The 11,813-nt window shown below is 65.6% G+C and carries 10 protein-coding genes; 5 read left to right on the forward strand and 5 right to left on the reverse strand.

Going from position 1 to position 11,813, the window contains the following annotated elements; all coding sequences use genetic code 11:
• Nucleotides 1–59: 59 nt before the first annotated feature.
• The 3 genes from prpB to ACKAE7_RS09565 are packed head-to-tail and all read right to left on the reverse strand — an operon-like array spanning nucleotide 60 to nucleotide 3,137.
• Nucleotides 60–965, reverse strand: coding sequence for a methylisocitrate lyase (gene prpB / locus ACKAE7_RS09555; protein ID WP_188813314.1), 906 nt, complete (start codon nucleotides 963–965; stop codon nucleotides 60–62).
• Nucleotides 965–2,485 (reverse strand): MmgE/PrpD family protein, encoded by a 1,521-nt coding sequence (locus ACKAE7_RS09560; protein ID WP_408979027.1) that lies wholly within the window; start codon nucleotides 2,483–2,485, stop codon nucleotides 965–967. The genes prpB and ACKAE7_RS09560 overlap by 1 nt, the downstream gene beginning before the upstream one ends.
• Nucleotides 2,478–3,137: a GntR family transcriptional regulator gene (locus tag ACKAE7_RS09565; protein WP_188813310.1), complete on the reverse strand. Its 660-nt coding sequence runs from the start codon at nucleotides 3,135–3,137 to the stop codon at nucleotides 2,478–2,480. The genes ACKAE7_RS09560 and ACKAE7_RS09565 overlap by 8 nt, the downstream gene beginning before the upstream one ends.
• A 173-nt stretch (nucleotides 3,138–3,310) precedes the next feature.
• Between ACKAE7_RS09565 and ACKAE7_RS09570 the strand changes: the two genes are divergently transcribed.
• A complete protein-coding gene (locus ACKAE7_RS09570) occupies nucleotides 3,311–5,209 on the forward strand; it encodes an AMP-binding protein (protein WP_408979038.1) in 1,899 nt (632 codons plus the stop codon).
• A gap of 37 nt (nucleotides 5,210–5,246) precedes the next feature.
• On the opposite strand, the gene ACKAE7_RS09575 is transcribed toward ACKAE7_RS09570, so the two are convergent.
• A complete protein-coding gene (locus tag ACKAE7_RS09575; RefSeq protein ID WP_408979028.1) occupies nucleotides 5,247–5,960 on the reverse strand; it encodes a response regulator in 714 nt (237 codons plus the stop codon).
• Nucleotides 5,957–7,591, reverse strand: a complete 1,635-nt coding sequence (locus ACKAE7_RS09580; protein ID WP_191036125.1) for an ATP-binding protein — start codon at nucleotides 7,589–7,591, stop codon at nucleotides 5,957–5,959. The genes ACKAE7_RS09575 and ACKAE7_RS09580 overlap by 4 nt, the downstream gene beginning before the upstream one ends.
• Before the next feature lie 182 nt (nucleotides 7,592–7,773).
• On the opposite strand from ACKAE7_RS09580, the gene ACKAE7_RS09585 reads away from it, so the two are divergent.
• The 4 genes from ACKAE7_RS09585 (at nucleotide 7,774) to ACKAE7_RS09600 (ending at nucleotide 11,759) form a co-directional block, all read left to right on the forward strand.
• Nucleotides 7,774–9,129 (forward strand): cation:dicarboxylate symporter family transporter, encoded by a 1,356-nt coding sequence (locus ACKAE7_RS09585; RefSeq protein WP_188813304.1) that lies wholly within the window; start codon nucleotides 7,774–7,776, stop codon nucleotides 9,127–9,129.
• Nucleotides 9,130–9,380: 251 nt separating this feature from the next.
• Nucleotides 9,381–10,280 (forward strand): ParA family protein, encoded by a 900-nt coding sequence (locus tag ACKAE7_RS09590; RefSeq protein ID WP_104188770.1) that lies wholly within the window; start codon nucleotides 9,381–9,383, stop codon nucleotides 10,278–10,280.
• A gap of 7 nt (nucleotides 10,281–10,287) precedes the next feature.
• Entirely contained in the window at nucleotides 10,288–11,100 is an 813-nt protein-coding gene (locus ACKAE7_RS09595) for a segregation and condensation protein A (RefSeq protein WP_408979029.1), read from the forward strand.
• Complete coding sequence (locus tag ACKAE7_RS09600) at nucleotides 11,097–11,759, forward strand: SMC-Scp complex subunit ScpB (RefSeq protein ID WP_188813300.1); 663 nt, start codon at nucleotides 11,097–11,099, stop codon at nucleotides 11,757–11,759. The genes ACKAE7_RS09595 and ACKAE7_RS09600 overlap by 4 nt, the downstream gene beginning before the upstream one ends.
• Nucleotides 11,760–11,813: the final 54 nt, after the last annotated feature.

Genomic DNA, 11,813 nt, shown 5'->3' on the forward strand with positions numbered 1-11,813 from the left:
GCTGAAACTCCCTTGTTCCTGTCGCCTTTCGGATGCCGGCCGCGGCCGGCGGTGGTCCTTTAGTGCTTTCCGGGGACCTGGAAATTGAAGACCCCGGTGTCAAAACGGTTGTAGGCCTCGTAGTCCACGAGTTCGTACAGCCGCGCACGGGTCAGCATGCTGCCAACCTGCGCCTCCTGCGTTCCCTCAGCCTTGATCGAGTCCAGCGTACGCTCAGCAGCGCCCATGGCACTACGGAGCAGGGTGACCGGATAAATCACCATGTTCACGCCCACGGCTGCCAGCTGGTCCACCGAGAAGAGGTCGCTCTTTCCGAACTCCGTCATGTTGGCCAGGATGGGCACGTCCACGGCATCGCGGATGGCCTGGAACTCGTCCAGGGTGGCCATTGCTTCGGGGAAAATCGCGTCGGCGCCGGCGTCCACGAGTGCTTTCGCCCGGTCCTGTGCCGCCGCCAGTCCATCCGTGGCACGGATGTCGGTGCGGGCCATGATCAGGAAGTTGGGGTCACGGCGGGCGTCCGCGGCAGCGCGGATGCGTTTGGTGGCGGTGTCCAGGTCCACGACGTTCTTGCCGTCGAGGTGGCCGCAGCGCTTGGGGTTGAACTGGTCCTCGATGTGCAGTCCGGCGAGGCCGGCGTTCTCAAGTTCCTGCACGGTGCGGGCAACGTTCATGGGTTCGCCGAAGCCGGTGTCCGCATCCACGATGGCGGGAAGGTCCGTCATGCGGGCGATCTGGCCCGCGCGGGTGGCCACTTCCGTAAGGGTGGTCAGTCCGATGTCCGGCAGCCCGAGGTCGTTGGCCAGCACTGCACCGGAGATGTAAACCCCGGCGAAGCCCTTTTCCTCGATCAGCCGGGCGGAGAGGGGGTTGAACGCGCCGGGGAACTGCTGGATGGTTCCGGAGGCCAGGAGCTCCCGGAACCGGATCCGTTTCTGCTCCGGTGTGGTCCTGGAATACAGCATCAGAACAGTCCCTTGGGTGCGGCGGCGAAGTCGATAACGCCGGGGGCGGCGGTGATGTTCAGCTGGTCCAACTCACCGGCGGCGAGTTCCGGCAGGCGTTCGACGGCGGCGAGGAACCTTTCAATCTCGGCTTCCTCCACGAGCCCGGCGGCGAGGGTGCGGAACTTGTTAATGTACTGCTCGCGGCCAAAGGGCCTGGCGCCGAGGGGGTGGGCGTCGGCAACCGCGATGCTGTCCTTGATGACCGTGCCGTTCGCCAGGGCGATCTCCACGGAGCCGCCGAAGGCCTTCTCGGCAATGTCCAGGGAGTGGTAGCGGCGGGTCCACTCGGGGTCTTCCTCGGTGCTGACCTTCTGCCACAGGTCCACCGTGTCCGGCCGTCCGGCGCGTTCGGGGGAGTAGGAGTCCACGTGGTGCCAGGCGCCGTCCTGCAGGGCCACCGTGAAGATGTAGGGAATGGAGTGGTCCAGCGTTTCCCTTGATGCGGTGGGTGAGTACTTCTGGGGATCGTTGGCGCCGGAGCCAATGACATAGTGCGTGTGGTGGCTCGTCTTGATGAGCACGGACTTTACGTTGGCGGGGTCCGTGGCTTCGGGGTGTTCGCGGTTCAGTTTCCGGGCCAGGTCGATCCAGGCCTGAGCCTGGTACTCGGCAGAGTGTTCCTTAGTGTAGGTGTCCAGGATGGCGCGCTTTGCTTCCCCGGCCTCCGGCAGCGGCACCATGTAGGAGGCATCCGGGCCGTCCAGCATCCAGGCGATGACCCCGTCTTCACCTTCGTAGATGGGCACAGGGGAGGTCTGCCCGCGCATGGCACGGTCTGCGGCCTCGACGGCCATCTTTCCGGCGAACGCCGGGGCGTGAGCCTTCCAGGTGGAGATCTCGCCCTTGCGGGACTGCCTGGTTGCTGTGGTGGTGTGCAGGGCCTGGCCGACGGACTGGAAGATGGTCTCGACGTCCAGCCCCAGCAGGGTGCCGATGCCGGCGGCTGCCGACGGGCCAAGGTGCGCCACATGGTCGATCTTGTGCTTGTGCAGGCAGATTGCCTTGACCAGGTTCACCTGGATTTCGTACCCGGTGGTGATGCCGCGGATGAGGTCCTGTCCGCTGGAACCGGTGTGCTGGGCAACGGCCAGGACCGGCGGGATGTTGTCGCCGGGATGTGAGTAGTCAGCGGCCAGGAAGGTGTCGTGGTAATCCAGTTCCCGCACGGCAACCCCGTTGGCCCAGGCGGCCCATTCCGGTGATACGCGCTCGCCGATACCGAAGACTTTGGCGCCCTGGCCGCCGGTGCTGGGGCCGTGGGCCAGGGCCTGGGCCCGGGCAGCCACAATCGGCCCGCGGTTCAAGGAGGCTATGGCCACCGAGGCGTTGTCGATGACCCGGTTGATCACCATGTCGGCCACCTCGGGCGTTACCGCGACGGGGTCGGTGGCAACCTTGGCGATCTTGTAGGCGAGCTGTTCCTCGCGGGGCAGGTTTTCCTCGCTCCTGTAAACCCGGACGTGGTGTTCCTTAACCATGGTGCTCCTTGTGGTGGGGTGTGTGCGTGTTCTTGACGTGCGAAAGGCTTCGGTGCAGGTGGAGGATGGTGGCGGCTTCGGCGAGCCTGGGGTTGCGGGCGGCGATCGCTTCGGCGATGGCTGCGTGCTCTGCTGCTGCGGCCGTGAGCCGCTGCGCATCGTCGGCTGCCAGGCGCCGCACGCGCACCAGGTGCACCCGCAGGCCGCGCATGGCCTGCGCCAGGTAGGAATTGGAGACGGCGGCATCGATGGCGGCGTCGAGGCGCCCGGCAAGATCGTAGTAGGCGTGCCGGCCGGGGTCGCTGCCGTCAATGAGGGCCGGGGCTTCGAGGAGCTCCTTGTGGAGCTGGAGGAAAACGCCGGGATCAGCGCGTTCGGCTGCCAGCGCTGCGGCTTTGCTTTCGAGGGTTTCGCGGAGCTCGAAGAGTTCGTCGATGTCATCGAGCGAAACGTCGGTGACGACGACGCCGCGGCTGCCGGCCGTCGTCGTCAGCCCTTCGGCGGTAAGCCGGCTCAGCGCCTCCCGCAGTGGAGTGCGTGAGACGCCAAGGCGTTCGGACTGTTCCACTTCAGCAAGCACCGTGCCCGGAAGGAGGCGCCATTCGGTGATGTCGTCGCGTAGGGCGGCGTAGGCCCTGTCACTGGCGCGCATCGATGCCTCCTTCGGTAATGGACCCCCTCAGTGTATACAGAAGGCCTCATTATGCCAACCAAGAGCTGTTCAATGCCGGATTTGCCGCATTTATGTATACAAGGCCCTTGTTTCACCGTCGGACTCCCGGCTACCATGGCCGCTACACAACGTCGTGGATGGGAAGCACTTTCATGGTCACCAGCAGCTATCGGGAAACGTATGAAGCAAGCCTTGGGAAACCCGGGGAGTTTTGGCTCAAGGCAGCCGCAAGGGTGTCCTGGTCGGTCCCGCCCCGGCACGCGCTGGACGCAAGCCGGGCTCCGCTTTACACCTGGTTTCCGGACGGGGTCCTCAACACCTCCTACAACGCCCTGGACCGCCACGTGGAAGCCGGCCGGGGGGACCAGGACGCGCTGATCTACGATTCCGCCATGCTCGGCACCCGCCAGCGCTTCACCTACACGGAACTCACCCGGCTGGTGGCACGCTTTGCCGGCGCCCTCCGCAACCGCGGGGTGGGCAAGGGGGACCGCGTCGTGATCTACATGCCGATGATTCCCGAGGCCGCCATCGCCATGCTGGCAACAGCGCGCCTCGGAGCCGTCCATTCGGTGGTCTTCGGCGGGTTTGCCCCGAAAGAACTCGCGGCACGCATCCGCGACGCCGCTCCCGCCGTGGTGGTCACCGCCTCCGGGGGGATCGAGCCCACCCGCCGGATTGAATACCTCCCCGCCGTCGAGGAAGCCCTCCAGCTGGCGGGAGTGCCGGACCTCCCCGTGATCGTCCGGGCCCGGGAGGGCTTCGCAGCCACGGCGGCAGACCATGGCTGGCAGGACTGGGACTCGGAAATGGCCGCTGCGGAACCTGCCGCACCCGTGGACGTCGCGGCCACGGACCCGCTGTACATCCTCTACACCTCAGGCACCACCGGGACGCCCAAAGGCGTGGTGCGGGACAACGGAGGCCACGCCGTCGCGCTCGCCTGGACCATGGACAACATCTACGGCGCCGGTCCGGGGGACGTTATGTGGACCGCGTCGGATGTCGGCTGGGTGGTGGGGCACTCCTACATCGTCTATGGCCCGCTGCTTGCCGGTGCCACCACGGTCCTCTATGAGGGCAAGCCGGTTGGAACGCCTGATGCCGGCGCGTTTTGGCGCGTGATCCAGGAACACGGAGTCAACGTCCTCTTCACCGCCCCCACGGCGCTGCGGGCCATCCGGAAGGCCGACCCTGAGGCAGCCCTGCTGCGGAACTATGACGTCTCCAGCCTGCGCACGCTCTTCACGGCGGGGGAGCGGCTGGACACGGACACCTTCCATTGGGCCTCCCGGTCGGTTGGCGTTCCTGTGGTGGACCACTGGTGGCAGACGGAGACGGGCTGGGCCATCTGCGCCAATCCCCGCGGACTGGAAGAACTGCCCATCAAGGCAGGTTCGCCCAGCGTGCCCATGCCGGGATTCAGGCTCAGCATCGTGGACGGCCTGGGCGTGGAAGTGGCCCCCGGCGCGGAAGGGAACATCGTGCTCGGGTTGCCGCTGCCGCCCGGGACCCTGGCCACGCTCTGGGGCGACGACGAACGGTATATCTCCTCCTACCTGCAGGCTTTTGAGGGGTGCTACGCCACCGGCGACTCCGGCTACCGGGATGCGGACGGCTATGTGTTCGTGATGGGGCGGACCGATGACATCATCAATGTTGCCGGGCACCGGCTGTCAACGGGCGCCATGGAACAGGTCATCGGGCAGCATCCGGCCGTCGCCGAGTGCGCGGTGATCGGCCTGGCCGACTCCCTGAAGGGCCAGCGGCCCAGCGGCTACGTTGTGCTCAAGTCCGGGGTCGAGGTGTCCGGGGAGATCCTGGCCAGGGACCTGGTGGCGATGGTCCGGCGGGACATCGGCGCTGTTGCGGACTTCAAGCACGTGACGGTTGTGGATGCCCTGCCCAAGACCCGCTCCGGGAAGATCCTCCGCAAGACCATGCGGCAGATTGCCGACGGCGAGGAGTATACGGTGCCGTCCACGATCGAGGACGCCGGGGTGATTGACCAGCTGATCGGGAGCCTCCGTCGCGGCGGCAGCGGAAACTAGCAGCGGAGGCTACCAGCGGCTGGAGTCAGCAGCTGGGTCAGCGCCCGCTCCAGCGGTATTCGTTTTCCGGCCGGCCCGGTGTTCCGTAGCGGGCAGTCCTGGAGACCGTGCCGGCGTCCGCCAGGTACTCGAGGTAGCGGCGGGCGGTGACGCGGGACATGCCGAGGGCGTCCATGACTTCCGCGGCGGATACGGCGTCACTTTGTTGCCTGACGAACTCCTGCACCGAGCCCAGCGTGGAAGCGGAGAGGCCTTTGGGTAGAGGCAGCTCTGACGGCGCCCGCAGGCTTGCGAAGGCCTGGTCCACTTCGCTTTGGGATGCTCCGGCCTTTCCGGAGCCGGCGTGCGGGCCTGCGAGCTGCTGCCGGAACTGCCGGTAGCTTTCCAGCTTGTCCGCGAACGTGGCGAACGTAAACGGCTTGATCAGGTACTGCACCACCCCGATGGCTACGGCGCTCCGCACGATGGCCAGCTCCCGGACGGCGGTGATGGCAATGATGTCCGCCAGGATGCCCGCCGCCCGCATCCGCCGGGCGATGTCCAGGCCGTGGAGGTCCGGCAGGTTCATGTCCAGGAGGACCAGCTCCACCGGGTTGCCCGCCGCCGAGAGCTCACCGAGCAGCCGAAGGGCGGACTGGCCGTCGGGCGCGCTTCCGGCCAGCTCAAAGCCCGGCAGCCGCCCGATATAGGCTGCGTGTGCCGCCGATGCGATGGCCTCGTCCTCAACGACGAGGACCCGGATGTTGCTCACGGTGTGTGCTCCTTTTGGGGGGACTCTGCTGCGGGAAGGAATACTTCGAATTTCGCTCCGCGCCGTCCGTTAATGGTCAGGGTACCGCCCAGCCGCTGCACTGCCTGCCGGACCAGGGCCAGCCCGATGCCCCGGCCGCCGGGCCCGGAAGGCTTGGTGCTGAAGCCGTGGCGGAAGATGTTGTCCGCGGCCTGCGCGTCCAGGGCGGCGCCGGAATCGTGGACGGCGATGTCCAGCCCCTCCTCATCCGACTCCACCGTCAGCTCCACGCGCCGGGGCGGGGGAGCGTCCGCTGCCGCGTCGATGGCGTTATCCAGGAGGTTTCCCAGGATTGTCACCAGGTCCTGCACAGCCACTCCCGCCACCGTACCGGAACCCAGCGTGGCAACATCAAGCTGGACCCCGCGTTCGTGGGCTTCCGCCACCTTGCCCATGACGAGTGCACCCAGGACAGGTTCATCAACGGAGCTGACCATGTCATCCGTCAGTTGCTGGCTCAGCTCCAGGTCCCGGGTGGCGAAATCCAGGGCTTCCTGCGTCCGGCCCAGCTCCAGAAGCGAGACCATGGTGTGGAGCCGGTTGGCGTGTTCATGGGTCTGGGCGCGCAGGGCGCCGGAAAGGGTCCGCATGGTTTCCAGTTCGGTGCCCAGTGCTTCAATTTCGGTACGGTCCCGCAGGGTTGCCACAGTACCGTACACGGGTGCCCTGCCCCGGGTTCCCGGGGAGCCCGGCGCCCTGGCCGGTCCCTGGTTGACCACCAGCACCCGGGAACCGGTAAGGATGATCTCGTCATTGGCCGGCCGGCCGGACTCGAAGAGGTCCCGGAGCTCCTCCTCGAGCGGCAGTTCCGCCAGCGACGGCGGCCGGGTGGGGTCCTTGCTCCCGGCACCTTCGAGGCCCAGCAGTTCCGCCGCCTGGTCGTTGTACATCACCACGCGGCCCTTCGTATCAATCAGGATCAGGCCTTCGCGCACCGAGTGCAGGACGGATTCGTAGTAGGCGAACAGCTGCGAGAGCTGCTCAGGACCCCACCCCCGGGTCACCCGGCGAAGGTACCGGCCAAGGAACCAGGACGCCAGCGAACCTCCCACCAGCAGGGCAAGGCCAATCAACAGCAGGGCCGGCAGGCGTCCGGCGAAGGCGACGTCCACCGTGCGGACCGTAACGCCCACCGCCACCAGCGCCTTCACCTCGCCCGCCTGGTCCTTGACCGGAACAATGGTCCGCACCGACGGGCCCAGCGTCCCCGCCGTCACTTCGGTGAGCTGCCCGCCCTGCAGTGCAGCGTCGATGGAGCCGATATACGGCCGGCCGATCTCCTCGACCCGGGGATGCGTCCACCGGGTGCGGTCGGTGGCCATGATGGTGACGAAGTCGACGTCGGCCTCCGCCATAACGTCCCTGGCATAGGGCTGCAGCGACGCGGTCGGGTCCGGGCTGGAGGCCGCCGCCAGCACCAGCGGGCTGGCAGCAATGGCAGCGGCTATTCCGGCCATCCGGTGGCCGGCCTCGTCGTAGGTGCGGTCACGGGCATCAACAAACGTGGCCGAACCGACGACGGCGATAAACACCACCACAATCAGCAGGTTTGCCACGAAGAGCCTGCGGGCGATACTCCAGGGGTGGATCACGTGTACCTCCCGACGCCGTTTCCGGACGCCATCCTTAGAAAGCATGTGTGCCGCGACCAATATGAACGCAACGGTGAGCTGGATCACGGCGTACCCAATGATGGATATCACACCGGAGGACGCGCAGAGCCCAGAGAATGCGCCGCAGCGTCTATCAGATTATCCATATAAGGAGACACATCATGGCTTCTCAACGAGGAGAGTCGCTTGACACCGTGAAGACGCGGCGCAAGGGCATCGACAAATCGCATTACCTCTACATTGCGGTCATCGCCGCCGTCATCCTCGGCGCCGTCGTGGGCCTGATGTTCCCCGAGGTCGGCAAGTCCATGAAGCCGCTGGGTGACGGGTTCATCAAGCTGATCAAGATGATGATTGCGCCCATCATCTTCTGCACCATCGTCCTGGGCATCGGCTCCATCGCAAAGGCCGCCACAGTGGGCAAGGTCGGTGGCCTGGCACTGGGATACTTCGTGCTCATGTCTACCTTCGCGCTCGCCATCGGCCTGGTTGTTGGCAACCTGATCCACCCGGGCGAGGGCCTGAAGCTGGCGCCATACGATCCTTCCAAGAAGGCAGAAGTCGACAGCACCGTAGCCTTCCTCCTGGGGATCATCCCGGGCGACATTCCGGTCCTTCCGACGCTCTTTGCCGCGCTCCTTGTAGGTTTCGCCCTGCAGAAGATGGGCCCGCAGGGTGCGCCGGTACTCAAGGCCATCGGCCACGGCCAGGCCGTCGTCTTCCGCATCCTCATCATGATCATGTGGCTGGCTCCCGTGGGCGCCTTCGGTGCCATCGCCGCCGTTGTCGGAGCCACCGGCGTCCAGGCCATCGTCAGCATGTTCACCCTGATGGCCGCCTTCTACATCACCTGCGCACTGTTCATCGTCATCATCCTGGGCGGTCTGCTGAAGGTTGTGTCCGGAGTCAACATCTTCAAGCTCATGAAGTACCTGGGCCGTGAATACCTGCTGATCTTCTCCACGTCCTCTTCCGAAGCTGCCCTGCCCCGCCTGATCGCAAAGATGGAGCACCTCGGCGTCTCCAAGCCGGTGGTTGGCGTTACCGTTCCCACGGGCTACTCCTTCAACCTGGACGGCACCGCCATCTACCTGACCATGGCTTCCCTCTTCGTGGCCAACGCCATGGGAACCCCGCTGGATCTGGGAGCCCAGGTTTCGCTGCTGATCTTCATGATCATCGCTTCCAAGGGTGCCGCCGGTGTCACCGGCGCCGGCCTGGCCACCCTTGCTGCAGGCCTGCAGGCACACAAGCCGGAACTGCTGGGCGGCGTGGGCATGATCGTTGGAATCGACAGGTTCATGTCCGAGGCACGCGCCCTGACCAACTTCACCGGCAACGCCGTAGCCACCGTCCTGATCGGCACCTGGATGAAGGAGATCGAACGGGGCCAGGTTGACCAGGTACTCTCCGGCGAACTGCCCTTCGACGAGCAGACCATGATTGCCAGCCACGCCGGCCACGCGGCGCCGGCAGCCACGGAAACCGAGGAGCGGCGCGTTCCGGCTGGCGTTTAGGCACCACGCCAGGCGCCCGCCACGCACAAACAGTTTTCACGCAGCAGCCCCCGCAGCACTGGCCGCGGGGGCTGCTGCGTGGCCCCTGCAAAACCAACCTTCGACCTCAGCTAGAGGGTCAAGGCTCAACATGGGCGGAAAGTCAAGTTCCGCCGAATACCGTGTCGGCCGCTGTAACCTTGGGAAGAAGAAGGAACGGCGCTGGCAACCAGCGGCAGGAAATCACCGTCATCGAAAGTGTGGATAGATACGTGAGCAGCGAACAGGGTTCGGCAACTCTGGAGGGCACGGAATTTGACCTGGACAACGCGGTGATGGGCCCCACGGGACGCCCATACCGGGAGTTCCCGGAACCGGCACCGCTGTCCTCCCACGGTCCGGCGCGTGTGATCGCCATGGTGAACCAAAAAGGCGGCGTCGGCAAGACCACCTCCACCATCAACCTCGCGGCAGCGCTGGCGGAGTATGGCCGCCGGGTGCTCCTGGTCGATTTCGATCCCCAGGGTGCGCTGTCGGCAGGGCTCGGCGTGAACCCCCACGAGCTGGACCTTACGGTCTACAACGTCCTGATGGACCGCAAGGTCAATATCCGTGACGCCATCCACCAGACCGGCGTCGAGAACGTCGACCTGCTGCCGGCCAACATCGACCTCTCAGCGGCCGAAGTCCAGCTCGTCAACGAGGTTGCACGCGAGCAGGTCCTGGACCGGGCCCTGAAGAAGGTGGAGGACGATTACGACGTCGTCCTCATCGACTGCCAGCCCTCCCTGGGCCTGCTGACGGTCAACGCCCTCACCGCGGCACACGGCGTCATCATCCCGCTGATCTGCGAGTTCTTCGCCCTTCGTGCGGTGGCCCTGCTGGTGGAAACCATCGACAAGGTGCAGGACCGCCTCAACCCGCGCCTGCAGGTGGACGGGGTGCTCGCCACAATGTACGACGCCCGGACCCTCCACAGCCGTGAAGTCATCACCCGGCTGGTGGAAGCCTTCGGGGACAAGGTGTTCGAGACCGTCATCAAGCGTTCCATTAAGTTCGCCGACGCCACGGTGGCGGCGGAGCCGATCACCAGCTACGCCGGCAACCACATCGGTGCGGACGCCTACCGGCGCCTGGCCAAAGAACTGATTTCGCGCGGCGGCGCACCCTAGCCAGGACGTGGCCGAATCCAAGCCCGGCTTCGAGGTGCGGCTGGCCAACTTCACGGGTCCCTTCGACCTCCTGCTGGGACTGATCGCCAAGCACCAGCTGGACATCACCGAGGTGGCCCTCGCCACGGTGACAGACGAATTCATCAAGTACATCCGCAACCTGCAGAAACTGGGCGGGGAGTGGGCGCTGGATGAAGCCAGCGAGTTCCTGGTGATTGCCGCGACGCTCCTGGACATCAAAGCTGCCAGGCTCCTTCCCGCCGGTGACGTGGAAGACGACGAGGACATGGCACTGCTCGAGGCCCGGGACCTGCTCTTCGCCAGGCTCCTGCAGTACAAGGCCTTCAAGCATGTGGCCGGTCTCCTGGGTGACACACTGCACCAGGAAGCCATGCGCTTTCCCCGGCAGGTTGCCCTGGAGGAGCATTTCGCGGCCATGCTCCCGGAACTCGTGTGGAAGCACACCCCGGAACAGTTTGCCGCGCTGGCGGAAACTGCGTTGCGGCCCAAGGCGCCGAAGCCCACCGAAGTGGGGCTGGCCCATCTCCATGGCGGCAATGTCAGCGTCAAGGAGCAGGCGGAAATCGTTGGGCTGCGGCTCCAGCGGGAATCGCCGCTCACGTTCCGGGCCATCATCGCCGACGCCGAGTCCACCCTTGTGGTGGTTGCGCGGTTCCTGGCGCTGCTGGAGCTGTTCCGGGACAAAGCGGTGTCCTTCGACCAGGTGTCGCCGCTGGCGGACCTTGCCGTCCACTGGACCGCCGGCAGCCGGCAGTGGTCCGCAGACAACCTAAGTGAAGAGTTCGAGGAGCAGCTGTGACCAAGGAAGCCACGGAAGACACGCAACCGGGGGAGGAGGACCTCGAAAACCTCCCGGGCGGGGCCAAGGCTGCCGTTGAGGCTGTGCTGATGGTCATCGACCAGCCGGCCACAGAGGAGGAGCTGGCAGCCGGCCTTGGCCTGACCGTGGACAAGGTCAGCGCGCTGCTGGCCGAACTGCAGCGCGAGTATAGCGGCTATACTGTTAAAGCCCCGGATATGGATCAAGCCAGCCACGTTGGTTTCGGCTCCAGCCCCCGGGGTTTTGAATTGCGGAACATCGCCGGTGGCTGGCGGATCTACTCCCGCACGGACTTCGCCGACATAGTGGGCAAGTATGTGCTGGAGGGCCAGACAGCCAGGCTTACCCAGGCAGCCCTGGAAACGCTCGCGGTCATCGCGTACCGGCAGCCCGTCTCCAGGGCCAGGGTTTCCGCAATTCGAGGCGTCAATGTTGACTCTGTGGTGCGGACCCTCGCCCAGCGCGGGTTGATCGAGGATTCGGGAACGGATCCGGAATCCGGGGCCATGCTGTACCGGACCACATCGTATTTCCTGGAACGGATGGGCATCGGTTCTGTGGCCGAGCTGCCGCAGTTGTCTCCCCATCTTCCGGGCCTGGACGGCATCGCGGAGTACTACGACGCTGAAGGGATCTAGGCAGTTTCGAGCTGCCTGGGCAAGGACATTTATCAGGGCAGATTATTTCTGCAC

It is taken from the genome of Pseudarthrobacter sp. NKDBFgelt (assembly GCF_046097905.1).
In the GTDB taxonomy this organism is placed as follows: domain Bacteria; phylum Actinomycetota; class Actinomycetes; order Actinomycetales; family Micrococcaceae; genus Arthrobacter; species Arthrobacter polychromogenes.